This window comes from Lacticaseibacillus zeae subsp. silagei, assembly GCF_030770335.1.
GTDB lineage: Bacteria > Bacillota > Bacilli > Lactobacillales > Lactobacillaceae > Lacticaseibacillus > Lacticaseibacillus zeae.
Genome location: NZ_CP132484.1, coordinates 2,742,673 through 2,761,558, shown reverse-complemented (window position 1 = coordinate 2,761,558; position 18,886 = coordinate 2,742,673). Strand labels below are relative to the sequence as shown.

The 18,886-nt window shown below is 48.9% G+C and carries 18 protein-coding genes; 17 read left to right on the top strand and 1 reads right to left on the bottom strand.

Going from position 1 to position 18,886, the window contains the following annotated elements; genetic code table 11:
• The first annotated feature begins 118 nt into the window (after window positions 1–118).
• From LACZS1_RS12760 to LACZS1_RS12740, 5 genes are all read left to right on the top strand, one after another.
• On the top strand, window positions 119–598 hold the full coding sequence (locus LACZS1_RS12760) for a PTS sugar transporter subunit IIA (RefSeq protein WP_070651333.1): 480 nt from the start codon (window positions 119–121) through the stop codon (window positions 596–598).
• 22 nt (window positions 599–620) lie between these two features.
• Window positions 621–941: a PTS sugar transporter subunit IIB gene (locus LACZS1_RS12755; RefSeq protein WP_025013320.1), complete on the top strand. Its 321-nt coding sequence runs from the start codon at window positions 621–623 to the stop codon at window positions 939–941.
• Window positions 942–1,035: 94 nt separating this feature from the next.
• A complete protein-coding gene (locus LACZS1_RS12750) occupies window positions 1,036–2,622 on the top strand; it encodes a PTS galactitol transporter subunit IIC (protein ID WP_070651335.1) in 1,587 nt (528 codons plus the stop codon).
• Complete coding sequence (locus tag LACZS1_RS12745) at window positions 2,615–2,851, top strand: hypothetical protein (RefSeq protein ID WP_070651337.1); 237 nt, start codon at window positions 2,615–2,617, stop codon at window positions 2,849–2,851. The genes LACZS1_RS12750 and LACZS1_RS12745 overlap by 8 nt, the downstream gene beginning before the upstream one ends.
• A complete protein-coding gene (locus tag LACZS1_RS12740) occupies window positions 2,848–3,576 on the top strand; it encodes a class II aldolase/adducin family protein (RefSeq protein WP_070651339.1) in 729 nt (242 codons plus the stop codon). The genes LACZS1_RS12745 and LACZS1_RS12740 overlap by 4 nt, the downstream gene beginning before the upstream one ends.
• A 457-nt stretch (window positions 3,577–4,033) precedes the next feature.
• On the opposite strand, the gene LACZS1_RS12735 is transcribed toward LACZS1_RS12740, so the two are convergent.
• On the bottom strand, window positions 4,034–4,759 hold the full coding sequence (locus LACZS1_RS12735) for a GntR family transcriptional regulator (RefSeq protein WP_070651341.1): 726 nt from the start codon (window positions 4,757–4,759) through the stop codon (window positions 4,034–4,036).
• Window positions 4,760–4,982: 223 nt separating this feature from the next.
• On the opposite strand from LACZS1_RS12735, the gene LACZS1_RS12730 reads away from it, so the two are divergent.
• From LACZS1_RS12730 to LACZS1_RS12675, 12 genes are all read left to right on the top strand, one after another.
• On the top strand, window positions 4,983–6,308 hold the full coding sequence (locus tag LACZS1_RS12730) for a PTS sugar transporter subunit IIC (protein ID WP_070651343.1): 1,326 nt from the start codon (window positions 4,983–4,985) through the stop codon (window positions 6,306–6,308).
• Window positions 6,309–6,349: 41 nt separating this feature from the next.
• Window positions 6,350–8,989 carry a glycoside hydrolase family 38 N-terminal domain-containing protein gene (locus tag LACZS1_RS12725; protein ID WP_070651345.1) on the top strand — a complete coding sequence of 880 codons (2,640 nt, stop codon included), beginning with the start codon at window positions 6,350–6,352 and terminating at the stop codon, window positions 8,987–8,989.
• Between the two features lies 1 nt (window position 8,990).
• Entirely contained in the window at window positions 8,991–10,283 is a 1,293-nt protein-coding gene (locus LACZS1_RS12720; protein WP_070651347.1) for a glycoside hydrolase family 125 protein, read from the top strand.
• Complete coding sequence (locus LACZS1_RS12715) at window positions 10,280–11,176, top strand: ROK family protein (protein ID WP_070651349.1); 897 nt, start codon at window positions 10,280–10,282, stop codon at window positions 11,174–11,176. Before LACZS1_RS12720 ends, LACZS1_RS12715 begins: the two co-directional genes overlap by 4 nt.
• A complete protein-coding gene (locus tag LACZS1_RS12710) occupies window positions 11,176–12,606 on the top strand; it encodes a glycoside hydrolase family 1 protein (RefSeq protein WP_070651352.1) in 1,431 nt (476 codons plus the stop codon). The genes LACZS1_RS12715 and LACZS1_RS12710 overlap by 1 nt, the downstream gene beginning before the upstream one ends.
• 17 nt (window positions 12,607–12,623) lie before the next feature.
• Window positions 12,624–12,938: a PTS sugar transporter subunit IIB gene (locus LACZS1_RS12705; protein ID WP_070651353.1), complete on the top strand. Its 315-nt coding sequence runs from the start codon at window positions 12,624–12,626 to the stop codon at window positions 12,936–12,938.
• 361 nt (window positions 12,939–13,299) lie between these two features.
• Window positions 13,300–13,626: a PTS lactose/cellobiose transporter subunit IIA gene (locus LACZS1_RS12700; RefSeq protein WP_070651355.1), complete on the top strand. Its 327-nt coding sequence runs from the start codon at window positions 13,300–13,302 to the stop codon at window positions 13,624–13,626.
• Between the two features lie 26 nt (window positions 13,627–13,652).
• Complete coding sequence (locus tag LACZS1_RS12695; protein ID WP_070651357.1) at window positions 13,653–14,843, top strand: EndoS/ChiA family endoglycosidase; 1,191 nt, start codon at window positions 13,653–13,655, stop codon at window positions 14,841–14,843.
• 539 nt (window positions 14,844–15,382) lie between these two features.
• Window positions 15,383–17,428 carry a BglG family transcription antiterminator gene (locus tag LACZS1_RS12690; protein ID WP_070651359.1) on the top strand — a complete coding sequence of 682 codons (2,046 nt, stop codon included), beginning with the start codon at window positions 15,383–15,385 and terminating at the stop codon, window positions 17,426–17,428.
• A 39-nt stretch (window positions 17,429–17,467) separates the two neighbouring features.
• Complete coding sequence (locus tag LACZS1_RS12685; protein WP_070651361.1) at window positions 17,468–18,094, top strand: bifunctional 4-hydroxy-2-oxoglutarate aldolase/2-dehydro-3-deoxy-phosphogluconate aldolase; 627 nt, start codon at window positions 17,468–17,470, stop codon at window positions 18,092–18,094.
• Between the two features lie 16 nt (window positions 18,095–18,110).
• Window positions 18,111–18,575 (top strand): PTS sugar transporter subunit IIA, encoded by a 465-nt coding sequence (locus LACZS1_RS12680; RefSeq protein WP_274804409.1) that lies wholly within the window; start codon window positions 18,111–18,113, stop codon window positions 18,573–18,575.
• A 20-nt stretch (window positions 18,576–18,595) separates the two neighbouring features.
• On the top strand, window positions 18,596–18,883 hold the full coding sequence (locus LACZS1_RS12675; protein ID WP_047107024.1) for a PTS sugar transporter subunit IIB: 288 nt from the start codon (window positions 18,596–18,598) through the stop codon (window positions 18,881–18,883).
• The last annotated feature ends 3 nt before the right edge of the window (window positions 18,884–18,886 follow it).

Here is an 18,886-nt window from a genome sequence, read left to right as displayed (position 1 = left end):
TGCTAAATACCGTAGACATAGGCCTGTAAGCGCTTTAGCATTAATAATGTGATGAGGGGAAAGATTCAAGAAGGTTCAAAACAATTGATTCAATTTTTCATATTGAGGGGAGCTAGTTATGGATTATAGCACAATGATTCACAAAGACTTGATTTTTTTGAATGAGGATGCTGCTGATCGCAAAAGATTGTTCAGAGATGTGGCGAAAAAGATTCAAGCCGCTGGTTACGTCAAGGATACGTATGAAGCGGCCTTGAACCGACGGGAGGACGCTTTTCCGACCGGCATTGTTTTTCCGGAAATATCCGTGATGTTGCCACATGCCGATCCCGAAAACGTCAACCGGCCGTTCATGGCGATTGTCAAAAATGCCCAGCCGGTGCGAGTTTTACAGATGGGCTATAACAAGCCGGAAGATGCGACGGCGATGTTCTTTCTAGGTATCACGGATTCAAGCCAGCAAGTCGGACTCTTGCAGATCTTCATGGATTTGTTACAGAACGGAAAATTTGTCGCCAAGTTCAAGGCGATCAATGATCCGGAAGCAATGTACGAGTTCTTTGTTAACACGTTTAAAGCACAAGTCGCAGGAAAATAATTTAAAAAGGAGCGTAATTATTATGGCAAAGATTGTTGTTGCATGTGGATCAGGCGTTGCATCAAGTGAGGCTACGGCCAGTCGAATCAAGGACTTCTTTGAATCGCATAATGTCAAAGGTGTGTCAGTTGACGCAACCGATTTTAAGCAGTTACCTGAAGTGTTGCACAACTATGACGTTTACGTTTGGATCGCCAAGCCGAATCAGCAATTAGAGGACTTAGCTAAAGAAAACCATATTGCAGTGGTTAATGGCATGCCGATCTTTATGAATATGAATCCGGAGAAGTCGTACAAACAAATCATTCAGGCTTTGAAGAATATGCAAAATGCTGGCAAGTGACGTCTTATGTCACGCACACCGGTGCAGCAGGTTTTGGCCTTTTAAGTGAAACCGTTACCTGCATCGCGGGTTAAGTTCTGAGGAGGTAAAAATCGTGACGATTCTAAAAGACGTCGTTAATTATATCCTGAACCTTGGGGGACCGGTGTTTGTTCCCTTAATCATGCTGATTCTGGGATTGATTGCTGGGTTGAAGTTCAAAAAGTCGATTGTGGCTGCGTTGACATTAGGGGTTGCCTTTTCCGGGATGACCTTGGTTGTGAACTACATGATGGATGCCATCTCGCCAGCTGCTAAATCCATGTCCAAGCTTTTCCACCTGAGTCTTAATGCGATTGATGCAGGGTGGACAGGCGTAGCGGCGATCACATGGTCGTATAAATCAGCTTTTCTGTTTTTCCCGTTATTATTAGCAATTAATTTTGTCATGTTGACCTTTAACTGGACCAAAACGTTAAACGTTGATATGTGGAATGTCTGGAACAAAATTTTCACTTATGTTGTCGTATTGTACTTTACGCATAATGCCTTCTTTGGTTTCCTGGTTGCTGGGATTCAGATCGTATTTGAATTGAAAGCCGGCGACATGTGGCATCGGCATATCGAGGATCTGACAGGGATGCCGGGAGTCACGGTGCCACATTTCATCACATTGTTTGCGGTGATCTTACAGCCGCTGAATAAATTGCTTGATTTTATTCCGATTATGAACAAGCCGTTTGATGCTGATGCTCTGCAGAAAAGAATCGGTGTCTGGGGCGACAACACCGTGATGGGTGCGTTGATTGGGGTGCTGCTTGGATTTGGTGCTGGGTATTCCATTTCCGGCTCACTCAACTTAGCGGTTAAAGCGGCAACCGCCATGACACTGTTCCCGATGATTTCCAAACTTTTCATGACGGCGTTGCAACCCATTGCCGATGCGATGAGTGGCTTCATGCAAAAGCATTTTAAAGGCCGTGAAGTTTATATCGGGCTTGATTGGCCGATTCTTGCCGGGCGCAATGAGCTTTGGGTCACCGTGATTATCCTGGTGCCGATTATGTTGATTTTCGCCATGATCTTACCGCATAACACAGTGTTACCATTTGCCGGCATCATCAATCTATCCTTTGTCAATGCGGCGCTGTTACTGACAGGGGCGAATCTGTTACGCATGATTACGCTGGGCATCATTACAACACCGATTTTCCTGTATGGCGCCACCTATTTTGCCCCGGTAATCACGAACCTAGCGAAGACAACCGGAACAGTTAAGGTTCAAGCTGGACAGCAGTTGTCATGGTCGACTTTTGAAGGGCCTGATTTCCGGCTCTTCTTTGCCCAAGCCTTTAATGGCAAATGGTGGGCGATCGCATTAGCAATTCTGTGGACACTCGGTTTCATCTGGTTGTATCGCGATCAAAATAAAATCAAATTGCCTAGTCAACGTTATGGCACCTTGGCCCCGGCTACTGCAGCGGCAGCGCCAGCAGGGTCAGATACGAATGACAATGCCGATGATGTTGATTTGAATGACTTGAGCGGCTTGGACTTCAGCGATGCCAAAGCTTCTAACGAAAGCAAGAAAACGTCATCCCCGCAAAATAATGAAGCAGACGATGTTGATTTAAATGATCTTAGCGGTTTGGATTTCAGTCAAACCAGTCACGAGAAGAATAAGGGTGATAAGCATGAGTAAAACCTCTGCGTCATTACTTGTTTTCCTAGATACAATTGGCGTCTCAATTGCCCTGTTAGGCGGCAATACCGTGTTATGTCTCTTGATGGGCCTCATTACTTTGATTCTGTACAGAAAAGTCAATCCAATCCTGTTCGGTGATTATGATCGAAAACGGGAAAAACGGTTGGCACAGCGCCGCAAAGTTTTGTTGGCGCAACGTACGAATAATGGAGGAAATACAAAATGACGGAACAATATGTATTTGAAGAAGAACGCAAGGATTTAGCGGCAGTTGCGCGGGAAATGTTTGTCCGCAAAAACACTAATGTGGCTGGTGGCAATATTAGTGTCCGGATTACTGCCGACAAGGATTTTGATTATGGCCAAATTCATATTAAAGCAGGCAAGAATTATCTGATCATGACGCCAACAATGATGTCAGAAGCTTGGTACGCAAAGCTTCAACCGACTCAGATTTTGGTGGTAGATCTTGAAACCGGCCAGCAAATTGATGGCGTTGGTCGCTTAACCCGCGAAATCAATATGCATGAAGAAGCTTATCGGGCTAATGACAAAATCCGCTGCGTGTATCATTCACACGCTGAAGAATCGATGTTCTGGGCAACGGCTGGATTGGACATGCCGAACGTTACCGAGGTCACCGGAGAAGTCGGGCCGATCCGCGTATTACCGTACGCGCCGGCCTGCTCCAAGGAACTTGCCGATACCGTTTACAATGGACTCAAAGAGATTGGAGATGCGGCAAAAGAGCATATTTTCCTGCTAAATAGCCATGGTGTCCTGATTACCTCTGAAGACTTGCATCACGCCACCGAAATCTTGGAGACCGTCGAATGGAACGCAAAGATTGCGTATCAACAAACCGTCTTCATGAAGTTGGGCTTGCTGGATAGCTATCAATCCTGCGGTAAGCCAACTGATGGGATGCTGAAGCAGCCGTTAAAGGCTTAGCTTTTTAAAATAAATTGGATAAATTAAAAAAAGCGCAGTCACAATACAGAAGCGGACATACTCTCTAACAAACTGGAGTATGTCCGTTTTTAGTTTTCCTAGAAAAATTGGCTAGAAGTATTCAGATGATAGTGCCAAAGCGGAGCAATCGGAGGCCAGATGGGGCTCAGGGGTGAAATCATTGTTGGCGGTTTACCGCCTACAATGAGGCCGATCTTTGAGACTCAGCCGGTTTTGCTGAGGCTCAAAGTCGTGCCCACCCCGTTCCAGCCGCAGCTGGCCGGAGATTGCGGAGTTTGGCACGGCTTGGAACTAATTGCCTAAGGTTTTTTATCGTTCGGAATTTATTAGTATATGAGCGTTATTACCGAATTATGGCTCAGATTGTTTTTGGCTTCTTTGAAGTGGCGTCATAATGGGACACCTATTCGACAAACTGTGACCTCAAACAACAGTATCACCCCAAAAAATCCGGCAATTTTCGGTGAATGTTTAAAACAAACCGGGAGTGATCGTGAATGAACCGCGAAACCGAGTATTCGAATGCGTGGCCTTTTTGGTCGTATGCTGTTTGTTCAATGACGAGTACCGGGCTGCCTTTTTTGATATCAAGGGCGTCGGCGGTTTCGGTGTCGGCTTCGGTGGCGTATAGAATGCGGCGGGCATCGGTTAGCTGGATGCCGCGGTTGCCGAGATAGTCGTAAATAGAACCCTTTAGGATATCCTCGTCTAACGGCGCGATGCTGGCGGGCATGATCGTGTGTTCAAGACTATAGTATCGGTCATTGATGAGGCGAACCCGTTTGATGTCATAAACGGGTTCATTACTTTTAATGGCAAGATTTTTCTGCTCGGTTTCATTGGGCAAGCGCGCATCAAAATACAGCAGTTTGCTGGAAATATTTTGATCGCGGTGGGAATAGGTCGCCCCAATTGGCGCATCGAGCGGCAGCAGTTCCTTGTCGTCTTCAGTTGTCCGGGCGCGCACAAAACTGCCTGATCCTTGTTGACTGTAAATCAGGCCTTCATCCTGTAAGAGTTTTAGCGCTTTTTTAATGGTTAACCGGCTGGTGTGGTAAGTTTCCGCCAGCTTTTTTTGCGTGGGCAGCGGCTTACCGGCGCGATAGTGGTTGGTTAAAATGTCTTTTTTAATGTCGGAATAAATTTCTGAATATAGATACAACACCGTCACCTCAATGGCTTACTTGTTAAGCGATTATAACATAAGCGAATGATTTGATAAGCCATATTTTCAAGCTAGTCAAGATTGAGCTAGCGTTATCTGACAACATCGTAAAATTTGTATATACAAAATATAAATAAGGCTTTACAAAAATTAGGGAAACCGGTAAACTGACGATGTTGGAAAACGTTTTCTTTTCAAAACTACTTAGGGGTGATGCATGATGAAGTTCAATGTGGATAAGCTTCAGGAGCCGTTACTGAAGGCTTCGATGTGGGTGCAGAACAACACGATTCTCCAAGCTGTTAAGAATGCTTTTGTTCGGACGATTCCATTCACGGTGATTGGATCGTTTTCGAACCTGATCAAGATGCAACTGGATGCGTTGATTAAGTCACAACATTTAAATTGGGGTTGGTTGACGAGCCTGAGTCAACTTTTTGGTTATCTCGGCGTCGCCACACTGGGGATTGTCGGCTTGATTGTGGTGGTTTCCAGCGCCTATTCCTACGCAGTTGAGTTAAAGCGGCGTGATGAAAACAAAGGTATGAATGTCATTATTGCCACCTTGTTGGCCTTTTCCGCCTATTTTGTCATGGTACCGAACAACGTCAACTTTGCCGATCCTAAAGCTAAAGTCATTGAAGGATTCGCGGCGTCGCTGTTCAGTTATGAAGGAATGTTTACCGGCTTGATTGTCGGGATGTTAGCTGTTGCGCTGTTTGCTTCCTTTAGCCGGTCCAAGTTCACCATCAGGATGCCGGGAAGTGTCCCGCAAAATGTGTTTGACTCGTTTTTTGCCTTAATTCCAATGTCCGAAGTGTTGCTATTGTTTGGATTGGCCCGGATCGGTCTTCAGGCGATGGGCTACACCAGTTTAATTCAGCTGATTTCAACGGTCATCATTAAGCCGTTACTGACTGTCGGCACCGGATTACCAGCTATTATTGTCGTCATTTTATTAGAACAGATCCTGTGGTTCCTTGGGTTACACGGTTTCAACATTGTTTGGGGGATTGTTTCCGCGTTCTGGCTACCGTTATTCCTGCAGAATGTGGCTAAGTTTGCGGAAACCAAAAGTTTTGCCGGTATCTCGATTGCGCCGAACACGATGACCAACGTTTACGCGATGATCGGCGGTTCAGGGGCAACATTTGGCCTCATCATCGCCATGCTGATTTTTACCAAAAAAGGTGAGAAAGAACGGGAAGTGGCCAAGTTAGCCTTGGTGCCGGGGTGCTTTGGTATCAACGAACCGGTTATCTTTGGCTTGCCGATTGTCTTGAATCCGATCATGTTCATTCCGTGGATTTTCGTGCCGCTATTTAACGCGATTGTGGCTTATGTGGTGACTTCGATTGGCTGGGTAGCGCCGCTCGTGGTTTTAAACTCGGGCAATGAGCCGATTTTTGTCAGAACTTGGATCCTTGGTGGGTTGCATATGAGTCCGGTGATTCTGACGGCCGTTTTGGTTGTCATCGATATTTTCCTTTACGCACCGTTTGTCATTATGAATCAACGCAGTGAACGACGACTAGCTGCGGCATAGTTGGTAGACACGGCATGAAGACAGAAAGAAGAATTTGATTAATGCAAAAAGTTCACGTGATTGCGCACACACATTGGGATTTTGAATGGTATTTCACGCGGCAGCAGGCCCGGGTTCAGTTTGCTTATCACATGGCAGAAGTGTTTCAGGCGCTCGAGACGAATCAACTGGATGCCTATTTACTGGATGGTCAGATGGCGATTGTCGATGATTATTTGCAGACCAATCCTGAACAACGCGCTCAGATGCGCAAATTTATTCAGGCGCGGCGGCTGTTCGTCGGTCCCTGGTATACGCAAATTGACGAGATGGTCACCAGTGGCGAATCGATTGTGCGGAATCTGCAACTTGGCCACAAACTGGCTGCTGATTTAGGCGGCGTGATGAAAGTCGGCTATCTGCCTGATTCGTTCGGGCAGGGGCAGGACATGCCGAAGATTTATCACGGCTTTGACATCAGGTCGACTGTCTTTTGGCGCGGCATGCCGCATGAAAAGAATGCGCGTTACTTTTACTGGACCGCCAATGATGGCTCCAAAGTGTTGGCGGCGAATATTAAAAACGGTTACTACGCTGGCGTTGAGCTGATTGAAAATGACGATGTGGCGAGTTTGCTCCACCGCATTGCCACGGATACGCAGGCACATGATTTGGTTTTGCCAGTGGGCGGTGATCAGCGCGCGGTTGATTTCAATTTGAAAGATCGGCTGCAAATCGCCAATGCGCAACAGGATGACTTTGACTTAGTGGAAGACAACTACCCGGACTTTTTCAAGGACTTGGCCAAAACGCCGGACTTACCAACTTATCAAGGTGAGTTTGTGGATCCGTCCGCCTCAAAAATTCATCGCGGCATTTACTCGTCACGAGCTGATTTGAAGACGCTGTATGATCGGCTCGAACATCTGATGGTTGATGTCGTTGAACCGCTGATGGTTGTTGCGGCGCACCACGGGATTGAAGCCCAGTCCGGCATCGTTGAGACCATCTGGAAAAGCATTGCCCGCGGTCAGGCGCATGATTCTTCCGGCGGTTGCAATTCGGATGAGACAAATCGCGACATTGCCCAGCGTGGCGCCGATGCCTTACAGTTGGCGGAATCGCTTCGTGACTATTTATTACGCAAGTTGGCTAGCAATGCCCCGGATTCATTGAATGTTTTCTTTTGGAACCCGACGATTCAACCGGTTCACCAGACTGGCCAGATCACGGTGGCAACGCGCGAACCGCATTTTAACCTGAAAAATGAAGCCGGCGAACCGGTGGCGTTTGAGGTGCTGAAGCAAGAGCAAGTCGATAATGCCGTTTTGCGCGGCGATCCCGCTCAAGAGACGCCGGACATCTATTATCGCACGACCATTGCGGTATCAGTGACCATTGACGCGCTAGACTGGGTGGGCTTGACGCTTGAGCCGGCGCACCAGCCGCTGCTGTTGCGAACCAAAAGTACCACGATTAGCAACGGTGTTTACACGCTGACTTTTGAGGATGGCAAGCTCTTGTTGACGGATCACCGTACGCAGCAAACCTTTGTTGATCCGCTTCACTTCGATGATGGCGGCGATGCCGGGGATACGTATGATTACTCGCCACCTGATCAAGACTGGCTGCTTGACTTGTCACTTGCGCAGGCCGAGGTGACCGGTCATCAAGGCAAGCTGATGAGTGAGCTAGTATTCCACGGAAGCTGGCAGTTGCCAGGCAAATTGGCCGATCGCAAGGCGCACAAGGCCGACGTCGTGATGCCATATACGCTGGTGTTGCAACTGGCCGCTGATGATCCCGTAATCCGATTTGATTTGACGGTCGAGAATACGGTACGCGATCACCGGCTGCGGCTGGTGCTTAAGACGCCGGTTAAGGCAAAAGATAGCTATGCCGATACGCCCTTTGGAGTCGCCAAGCGTCCGGTTGTTGATCCACATCTGAAGGACTGGCAAGCCATCGGTTATCACGAAGAGCCCACTGCGCTACGACCGCTGATTCATTTTGCCAATAGCCATGACCAAAAGACCAGCTGGACCTTCCTTGGCTTAGGTGAAAAAGAGTGCCAAATTGTCGGCGAGCAGTTTGATCAGTTAGCAGTGACGATGTTTCGTGGTGTCGGTTACCTCGGTCGGCCAGATTTGAAGCGCCGACCGGGGGATGCGTCTGGCTTGCAAACCCGGTATGTGCCAACGCCAGACAGCCAGCTGTTAGGAACACGACACATGTGCGGCGGTATTTGTCTGGACGCCACCTTTGATCCGGCTGAATTGCAACGCCGAGTGCAGGCACTGGCCATTGGCAGCCTGGCTTACCAAAACCAGACAATTGATCGCTTTACCACGCCGTTGCAATACTTCCCGATTAACGCGAATCAAACGTCACTGCGGCATCATTCAGCGATTGAGTTAAGCGGTTCGGGATTGGTTGTGTCCAGCGTGAGCGCCACTGCGGATGGAACCGGGTATTTCGTCCGACTTTACAATCCAACCGATCAAACTGACACGGAAGCAGCGACGCTTCATTTTGCCCAACCCGCCAGTGTTCGCTTGTTGAATCTCAATAACGAGGTTCGGCAAACAGTCGCAACCGATGCAACGATATTCGAATTGACTGCATTTAAGCCTGGTGAGATTCGGACTTATGGTATCTACCCGCGCCAATCGCCATCAGTGGCAGAAAGGGAGCACGCATAATATGGAAGAAAAGTCAGCGTTGGCAACAGCATTAATGGAATATGCTCAAGCCCATCCATTACCGGATGCCGCAACCCAGACAATGTTTCGGACATTATTACCCGATGCGCTGGTTAAAGCGACCCGCCGTCAGCCTGATGGTACGTATTTTGTTGCGACTGGCGATATTCCGGCAATGTGGCTGCGGGATGCAACGTTTCAGGTGCTGCCGTATGTGCGGCTCATCAAGGACATTCCTGACTTGAAGCCGATACTTGAAGGGGTGCTGCGTCGTGAACTGGCTTTTGTGCGGCTTGATCCTTATGCGAACGCCTTTAATGAAACGGCTAGTGGGGCGCATTGGCGGGCAGATGACGAAAGCGATCGGCCGATGTCGCCACAAGTTTGGGAACGAAAATTTGAAATCGATACTTTATGTGCGCCATTGCTGTTGGCGGTGAATCTTTACGCCGAAACCGGCGATGCCAGCATTTTTGACATCGACTTTTGGGCTACGTTCACGTTGATCCTGACGATTTTTGAACAGGAACAGCATCATGAGCGGTCGCCATATTTCTTTCGGCGGTCGGACACAGATGAAAACGATACGCTGCCCAACAACGGATTAGGCAATCCGATTGGCGATACCGGCCTGATCTGGGACGGTTTTCGGCCCAGTGATAATCGGTGTGAATATGGGTTTCATATTCCGGCCAACCTGTTAGCCAAAACGGTTTTGAACCACTTATTGCCGTTAATGCCAGTTGATGAGCGGTTACTGGCCAAGCGGACACAGACGTTGGTGGCAGCGATTGAGCAAGGCGTCATGACTTACGCGATTCAAACCTTGCCGAGCGGGGAACAGGGCTTGGCCTATGAAGTCGATGGTCTTGGACACGCTCGTTTCATGGATGATGCCAATGTACCAAGCTTGTTGAGTCTGCCATTTTTAGGTGCCATCGCCGCAGATGATCCGCTTTATCTGGCTACAAAGGCGTTCGTCCTCAGTCCGCAGAATCCTTATTACTATGAAGGAAAAATGTTGTCCGGCATCGGTAGCGAGCATACGCCGCCAGAATATGTCTGGCCAATCGCCGTGGCAATGGAAGGCTTGGTTGCAACGACAGCCGCGGATAAAATGGCCAAGCTGTTATTGCTGGTTGCGACAACTGGCGGAACCGGTCAATGTCACGAAGGTGTTCAAAAGGATGATCCGCTGCAATATACCCGCACGTGGTTTTCGTGGGCGAATATGACCTTTTGCCAATTGGCGCTTGATGTGATTCAGCAACAGGAACAGGAAGGATTGCGATGAGTTTAGCAGTGATCGATATTGGCGGGACCACGATTAAGTTTGGTGGCTACAGTGCCGAAACCGGCCTTTTTCAGCAAACCAAAGTTGCAACGCCGAAAACGTTGGCAGCTTTTTATCAATGCCTGCAACAACAGGTGGCGGCGTTGCAGCAGACGAGCGAAGTGACTGGCGTGGCGATCAGTAGTCCCGGCGTCGTGGATCAAGCGGCCGGCATCATTCAGGGTGCTAGTGCCGTGCCTTATATTCATCATTTTCCGATCGTGGCCGAGTTAACCAACCGCTTGAAGCTGCCGGTCACAATCGAAAATGATGCGAACTGCGCAGCGTTAGCCGAAGTGCAGGCAGGTGCGGCTGCCGATGTGCGCGATGCGATTTTTCTGGTGCTTGGAACCGGCGTTGGCGGGGCGGTAATTCTGAATGGTCAGCTGCATCGCGGCCGCCATCTGATGGGTGGGGAATTCGGTTATATGTGGCACGGCGATGACGATACTGTCAGCCATCTTGGCACGCTGGTGAACACGGTGGCGCGTTACAATCGGCGCCACGGGACCCACCTGGATGGCAAAACGCTATATGAGCAGGCGCGAAAAGGTGGCCAAGAAGCCAAAAAAGCCGTTCAGCGGATGTTTCATGTCCTAGCTACGACCATTTTCAATTTGCAGTATAGTTTTGATCCGGACTGTTTCGTCATTGGCGGCGGGATTTCCCAAAATCCACATTTATTGGCCGATTTGGAAGCAGCGCTGGATACCGTGATGGCGCAAACCGAATTGACGCCGGTGCGGCCGGTTATTCGGATCGCCAAGTTTCAAGCCGATGCCAATCTGTATGGCGCGGCGGTTCATTTTCAACAACAAAGTCAAGCCGGTTTGAGCCGCTTAGAAAGGAAGTGATGGTTATCCAATTTGCAGCTGATTTTACCTGGGGTGCAGCTACAAGCGGTCCCCAAGCAGAAGGCACGTTTCACAAAAAGCATGAAAATATCTTCGATTATCATTACCACACGCGGCCACAGGATTTTTATCACAATGTCGGCCCGGATGTGGCGTCAAACTTTTATAACGATTATGAACAGGATCTGAAATTGTTGAAGCAGGCGGGGGTTCAGGCGCTGCGGATTTCGATTCAATGGACGCGGTTGATTGATGATCTTGAAACGGGCACAGTGGATCCGGCAGGCGCTGATTATTATCGGCGCGTATTTGACGCGATGCGAGCGCTGGGGATCACGCCGTATGTGAACCTGCATCATTTCGATCTACCTATTACCTTGCAGCGGCGTTATGGCGGCTGGCAGTCCAAGCACGTTGTCGATCTGTATGTGAAATTTGCCCGGCGGTGTTTTGAGCTTTACGGCGACCAGGTGACGCACTGGTTTACGTTTAATGAGCCCAAGGTGATTGTGGATGGACAGTATTTATATCAATTTCACTATCCCAATCTGGTTGATGGTAAGGCGGCGGTTCAGGTTGCGTATAACCTCAATTTGGCCAGTGCCAAGGCGGTAGCGGCATTTCGCGAGATCAATCAGCATCCGGATGCGATCATCGGCACGATCATCAACTTGACGCCGGTTTATCCGGCTACCCAGTCTGATGGCGATCGGGAAGCGGCCCGGTTTGCGGAGCTGTGGGCCAATGACCTGTATTTGGAACCGGCCATTCATGGGCGTTTCCCGGAGGCGCTGGTCGAACGATTGAGGCAGGATCACGTTTTGTGGGCGTCAACGCCTGAGGAATTAGCGGTCATTGCGGCCAATCACATTGATGTGCTCGGCGTGAATTATTACCACCCCTGTCGTGTGCAGGCGCCCGATGTGGCACCTGACAGCCTGCAGCCGTGGTTGCCGGACATTTATTTTGACGAATACGATATGCCGGGACGCAAAATGAATCTCGATAAAGGCTGGGAAATTTATCCCGATGCACTTTATGACATTGCGATGACCATTAAAAATCGTTATGGCAACATCGACTGGTTTGTGGCGGAAAATGGCATCGGCGTTGCTGACGAGGAGCGCTTTTTGCAAGACGAGGTGGTGCAGGATGATTACCGGATTCAATTTATGACCGATCACCTACGCTTCCTGCACCAGGCGATTGAAGCCGGCGCCAACTGCCATGGCTATTTTGTCTGGACCGGCATTGATTGCTGGTCGTGGCTCAACGCCTATAAAAATCGGTACGGCTTGATCCGCAATAATTTGCGCAATCAAACGAAGTCGTTGAAGAAATCTGGCTACTGGTTCCGCCAAGTTTCCGCCACCGGTCATGTGCCGGATGCTGATTCCTGCTCGGTGCACGTTGAAAAATCAACCCAATAGAAAAGAGGAACTTGATCATGGCTGAAGATCCGAAAACCATCATGCTGGTTTGTGCGGCAGGGATGTCGACCAGTATGTTGGTTAGAAAAATGATGGATGCTGCTGAACAAACCAAGGCGAACGTCAAAATCTTCGCAGCCTCGGCAGCAGATGCGAAAGACAAGCTGACAGCCGAGCATCCTGACGTTTTACTGCTCGGTCCCCAGGTACGCTATTTGGAAGGCGACTTTAAAGCAGCCTTGTCGATACCAGTCGCTGTCATCAATATGTCTGACTACGGCCTAATGAAAGGTGATCGGGTCTTGCAGACAGCGCTTGATTTAATGGCTTAAGTGGACTGAGAAAGTTCCGAGCCGTGCCAAACTCCGCAATCTCCGGCGGTTTGGGGCTGGAACGCTGTGGGCACGACTTTGAACCCGCAAAGTGCGCGGTTTCAAAGCTCGGCCTTGTTGTAGGCGGGGCAAAAAGCGCCCCACCAACAACAATTCCACGGCTGAGCCCCAAACCGCCTCCGATTGCTCCGCATTGGCACTAAGATCTTAAGAGATTCGATCAATTATTCATGAAGAAAGAAACGAGAATTAAATCCATAGACCTGTGACCTATGCTTGTCGATGTTTTGATCATAAATTTTGAGCCATTAATGTTCAATAAAATAAAAGTAGTTATCTAGGGAAGAGGGGGACGAGGCTCATGGACGAACAACAACAACTGGTCGTGATGCAGCTGATTATGGCTGGTGGCAATGCGAAGAATGCCGCATTTGAAGCAATTAGAGCCGCGAAAATTAGCGACTTTAAACAGGCAAAGGCCAAACTTAAAGAAGCCGATCACTTCTTAGCCGACGCACATCAAGCCCAGACAAGCATGTTGACTGCGGAAGCAAACGGGCAGCATCAACCCGTGTCACTTTTGATGGTTCACGGCCAAGATCACGTCATGACAGCCATTACGTTTCGCGACTTGGCTGAGGAAATCGTGGCGTTGTATGAACGGTTGGGTGAGAAGTCAGCAAGCTGATTTTGCTTGATTGGAGGGTCATGACAATGAAAAAGGGTTTTAAGCTACGGTGGGTAGGCTGGCTGATCATCGCCAGCGGGATCTTTTTAAGTATGATGGTGAAGCCGCAGTCAGTGAGTGCCTCAGCGGAAACGCCGCAAAAGACGTTTATGGTTTATTATCGCGCGTGGCGGGACCAAGCCATGCACGGGGTTAATACAACAATTTTGGATCCAAATCCGCAAAGTATGCTGGACTTGCCATACGGGATTGATATTATCAACGTGTTCAGCTATGTTCCGGCCGGTCAAGAGGCCAAGGCGCAACCGTTTTTCGATAAGTTGAAAACCGTCTATGCACCGGAAATGCATCGTCGGGGCGCAAAACTGGTTCGTGCTTTGGATTATGGGCGCATGGTCGATGGCTTAATTCAGCAATATGGCAAAAATCCAACCGCAAGCGAGATTGATGATTATGTGCAGACATTGATCTATGAATTGTCCGGTCAATGGGGACTGGACGGCATCGATATTGATATGGAACAGTACCCTGACGCCGAAAAAGTTGCGTTGTCAGACCGTATTATTCAGACAATGGGGCAGTATTTAGGACCAAAAGCGGAAAATGGTACCTTATTGATTTATGACACCAATGGCAGTTATCTTGCTCCATTTGAAAATGTGATGGGTTACTTTTCCAATCTCGGTTATCAACAATATGGCAGTGGGCCAAATCGAACCGAGAAAATGCGTCAAACGTATACAGCAGCTGGCTTTCCACAAAATCGGTTGCTGGCAGGCTTAACCTTTCCGGAAGAGGGCGATCAGAATCGCTGGTATGACACCGATCCCAATCATTTTCTACGCTCAAATATGCATACTGTTGCAACGTTTGCGCGTGAAAATTTAGGCGGCATGTTTGTCTATGCCGTTGATCGCGATGGCCGAACTTATGAGGAGCCGGATTTCAGCCACATTCGCAAGACGACCTATCGCTGGACGAAAACCGCCATTCTAGAAACAAAGGGCTATCCGTTAAATGAGATTAAGGCAGCGGCATATCGCCACTTGAGAAAGATAGCGCCACAAATATCACCGATACAATATCAATTGCTTCACCGGCAAATTAACCAAGCAACCAATGCTTTTGAAGTCAACAGCGTCTTCATGAAAGATGACTTTAATGGTGCGGTTGATCCTACCTTTGATGCTGTGAAGGAGATGCAGACGGGCATGTGAATGCTTAGATAACTGTATCCAAGATTACATTTTCAATAGCGCAGAGTTATTGACGAGAATAGCGTTACATTTGCGTTGGATCAATAAGACGAGTGAATTTTCTGTAGATCGGAAAATTCACTCGTCTTTTGTTGTCTTAGAGGATATTTGGTCAACTTTTTTAAAGCAGTAAGTGCCAAGGCGGAGTAATCGTAGGCCAGATGGGGCTCAGGAGTGAAATTGTTGTTAGTGGGGCGTCTTTTGCCCCACCTACAACAAGGCCGAGCTTAGAGACTCTGCCGGTTTTGCAGAGGCTCTAAGTCGTGCCCACTCCGTTCCAGCCCCAGCTGGCCGGAGATTGCGAAGTTTGGCATGGCAATTCACATTCTCTGTCTCTTTTTCCACCCAAGCAAAAACCGATAACCACGCGCTTGATGCAGGCATAAGTTCACCTTGAACATTCCGGATCCGAATAGGGTGGACAAAAGCCGGAATGAAAGCGCCGTCATACGGGCGTTTTGTCCCGTACAATTGACATTGGACCTGGAGGTGAGGGTTGAGTGAAAAAACGCAACTTGCAAATCCTTTCAGAAATTATTCGGCATCCTAATTTGAAAAGTGGTGATTTGGAAAAACAATTTAAAATTACGCGGCGCCAACTTGCTTACGCCTTGGCTCAAATTAATCAGGAGCTAGTGGATCATCAGCTGCCGAAAATTACCCGGACCCCGCGCGGTGAGTTTGTCACTCCGAGCGAAGTAGCTGACTTTTTCAATGTCCAGGCAACTGAAGCGCCGCAACCTTATGTATATCGCGAAGAAGACGAGCGCATCTTGCTCATTTGCCTGTATTTACTGGTCAGCGACGAGTTGTTATCGCTGGTGCACATCTATGATTTCAGCGGCGTGAGTCGGACAACCACGTCAGCTGATTTAAAAGCAGTTGGCCGATTCCTCGAAGAGCGCCAATTGACGCTGAAGTACACGCGGCAAGCAGGCTATTTTATTGCCGGTTCCGAACAGGTGATGCGTAACTTGCTGAATTATCTGGTCACCCAGCTGCTGACCTATGACGATGGCCGCAGTTCAGTCGAGCAGCTAGGCAAGGTGCCCACAGAGCAAGTCATTCATTTTATTCACAAAATCGAAAATGTCCGGAATGTCACGTACTCTGATGAGTCGTTTAGCTTTTTAATGCTGGCGGTGTTGATGAACGTCACGCGCAACCTGTCGCACCGCGCCAAAGATACACCATACTTTGAGCATCAGATCAGCGATACGCAGGAGTTTGCCCAGCTAAAACCGCTGATTCCCCAGTCGTGGCTAACGAGTGATTCGGATGCGGAGTGGTTGGTGATTCTGCTGTTATCGGCCAACACAATTCGCGGGGATGTCGGGGTCGCGGATCAAGCGTTGGTTGCGGCGATTCGCACGATGGTTGCCAAGTTTGAACAGCAGACGTTCATCAAAGTGGCGGATCAGGATGACTTTGTGAAACGGCTCCTCGCCCACTTGCGACCGGCGATCTTCCGCGTGCGCTATGGCTTGCATCTGCGCGACATCGGCATCGGGCAGGTGATGGCCGCCGATCCCCGTCACCGGTTTCTGGTCGACACCATTGACGCGATTATCGAACCGCTCGAGAAGTTGACGGGTAAAACTATTCCCGAAGATGAACGCAACCTCATTGCCTTTTATTTCGACGGTGAACTGGAAAAGTCAGCCGATCTACATGTCAGCAAGGAGCGCGCCGCAGTGGTTTGTACCAACGGCCTGATTGTTTCCAAATTGATGATTCAGAATCTGCGCCGGCTTTTTCCGGAAATTAGCTTTTTATCCGCCACCTCGGCGCGCGAATTTGAACACTTTTCCGGTGACTACGATCTGGTTTTCACCACGGTACCGTTAAAAACGTCGGCGCGGCAATATATCATCCACCCGTTGTTAAGCGAAGATGAGCAAGTTCAGTTGCGGTACCGCGTGTTGAATGATATCGGCGTGAAAAATATCCAAACAGGCATTTCGGCGTTGACCGCAATTGTGCGCAAACATGCCAAAATTACGGATTCCGCCGGTCTGGATCATGCGTTGCGCCGGTTTTTAGCCGATCAAGGGGTTGAGGATCTGCCGGAAGTCCACCAGCCGCGCTTGTCAGCGTTGACGGCGCCGAATCTGATTCAGATCGGTCAAAGCCGTGATTGGCAAAACGCCTTGCAGCAAGCAATTGAGCCGTTGGAACGATTGGATTATGTGACCGATCCGTTTCGCCAAACGTTAATTGACGAGACGGCAGCTGCGGATAATTACAGCTTCATTGGAACGGAGGTCGCCATTCCCCACACAGTTCCGGAAAACGGGGTGCTCAACAATGGCTTTGCCTTTTATATTCTGAAACAGCCGGTGATTTATCCAAACGGGTTTCACATTCGCATGATCGTGCCGATTGCCGTTAAAGATACTGATCAGCATTTGCAAGCGATTCAGGAACTATCGGAGATCATTGCCGACACTACCACTTTGAAGCAGTTGTTGAACGCTAAAAGTGGCCAACAGGCTTACGAAATCTTGCAACGTTACGAAAGCAAATCAGGCGCAAACCTGAAATAAAAAATCAAGCAGCACGTTACGAAACACAAGGAGGGCACCATGGAATTATCTGAATATCCAACTTTTACCGTGATTATGCGCGGTTACACGCCGGAGCAGGCCGATGCGATCATGCAGGCCATGGCCGGTTTTGAAAATCAGTTCGGTGTTGAAGTCACGATGAATACGCCACATGCGCTCGACATTATTGAAAACGGCAATGCTGAGTATGGCGATCGTATCCACATCGGGGCAGGAACCGTCACAACGCTGGATGAAGCAAAGGCAGCGATTGCCAAAGGCGCCAAGTTTATGCTGAGTCCGATCAAATTCACGGATGACATTTTCGCTTACGCCAAAGCGCATGACGTCATCACGGTGCCGGCAGCGATGACCCCGACCGAAGTACACGACATGTTTGAAAAAGGCGCCGACATTGTCAAAATTTTCCCGGCAACCACGGTCGGGTCAGACTTTTTCAAAGCGATTCAAGCCCCACTCGGCAAGTTGCCATTAATGGCGGTTGGCGGTGTATCGCTGGCAAATGCCAAAGACCTGTTGACGCATGGGACTAGTTACCTGGGCATTGGGTCCAAGATGTTCAACGCTGAAGATTTGGCTAACCGGAATGTGGACGGGTTGGCGGCTTCTATGCAAGCCTTTGTCGATATCAAATACGCACTTTAGAAAGGGGCTTGGATCTGTGGCAGTTGATTTAGTCATTGATAAAAAATTATTACTGCCTCACTTGGAGGCAACGGACAATCTGGACGCTTTGAGTCAGATTGCCGACAACTTGTTTGCGCAAGGTTATGTCAAGGAAGGGTATAAACAGGCGATTCTTGATCGGAAAGCGACATATCCGACCGGCCTGCCATCACCGCGACCGACCGTAGCGATTCCCCACGCGAATTATCAGCTGGTGAAAAAGACCACCATTTCGGTCGCCACCTTGGCGCATCCGGTTAAGTTTCACGATATGGGGGATGTCGACAACGTCTTGGACGTGGACGTCATCATCATGATGGCCATTGGCGAACCGCATGGGCAAGTCGAGATGTTGCAGAAAATTGTCGATGTCATTCAAGACGATCAGTTACGCCACGCCATTGCAGACGCAGCGGATGTGGATGGTTTGTATCAATTATTGGCGAAAACATTTGAATAAAAAATGGAGGTACGGAAATTATGGCTGCTCATATTTTAGTTGCATGTGGTAATGGTATCGCGACGTCAACGGTGGTTGCGTCGAAGATTAAGAGTTTTTTGGCAGAAAAAGGGGTCGACGTTGAAACGACCCAGACAAAGTTAATGGAAGTGCCCGGCAAAGTCGAAAACTACGACTTGCTGGTGACGACTGGCCAGTTTGAAGGGCAAACACACGGGGTTCCGTATATTCATGGCCTGCCACTGTTAACCGGTGTTGGGGCGCAAGAGACCCTCAACCAGATTTACGAAACGGTTAAAGACAAGTGAGTA

Coding starts and splice junctions, on each gene's coding strand:
- LACZS1_RS12760 (WP_070651333.1), top strand. CDS start 119: ATGGATTATAGCACAATGATTCACAAAGACTTGATTTTTTTGAATGAG.
- LACZS1_RS12755 (WP_025013320.1), top strand. CDS start 621: ATGGCAAAGATTGTTGTTGCATGTGGATCAGGCGTTGCATCAAGTGAG.
- LACZS1_RS12745 (WP_070651337.1), top strand. CDS start 2,615: ATGAGTAAAACCTCTGCGTCATTACTTGTTTTCCTAGATACAATTGGC.
- LACZS1_RS12740 (WP_070651339.1), top strand. CDS start 2,848: ATGACGGAACAATATGTATTTGAAGAAGAACGCAAGGATTTAGCGGCA.
- LACZS1_RS12730 (WP_070651343.1), top strand. CDS start 4,983: ATGAAGTTCAATGTGGATAAGCTTCAGGAGCCGTTACTGAAGGCTTCG.
- LACZS1_RS12725 (WP_070651345.1), top strand. CDS start 6,350: ATGCAAAAAGTTCACGTGATTGCGCACACACATTGGGATTTTGAATGG.
- LACZS1_RS12720 (WP_070651347.1), top strand. CDS start 8,991: ATGGAAGAAAAGTCAGCGTTGGCAACAGCATTAATGGAATATGCTCAA.
- LACZS1_RS12715 (WP_070651349.1), top strand. CDS start 10,280: ATGAGTTTAGCAGTGATCGATATTGGCGGGACCACGATTAAGTTTGGT.
- LACZS1_RS12710 (WP_070651352.1), top strand. CDS start 11,176: ATGGTTATCCAATTTGCAGCTGATTTTACCTGGGGTGCAGCTACAAGC.
- LACZS1_RS12705 (WP_070651353.1), top strand. CDS start 12,624: ATGGCTGAAGATCCGAAAACCATCATGCTGGTTTGTGCGGCAGGGATG.
- LACZS1_RS12700 (WP_070651355.1), top strand. CDS start 13,300: ATGGACGAACAACAACAACTGGTCGTGATGCAGCTGATTATGGCTGGT.
- LACZS1_RS12695 (WP_070651357.1), top strand. CDS start 13,653: ATGAAAAAGGGTTTTAAGCTACGGTGGGTAGGCTGGCTGATCATCGCC.
- LACZS1_RS12685 (WP_070651361.1), top strand. CDS start 17,468: ATGGAATTATCTGAATATCCAACTTTTACCGTGATTATGCGCGGTTAC.
- LACZS1_RS12675 (WP_047107024.1), top strand. CDS start 18,596: ATGGCTGCTCATATTTTAGTTGCATGTGGTAATGGTATCGCGACGTCA.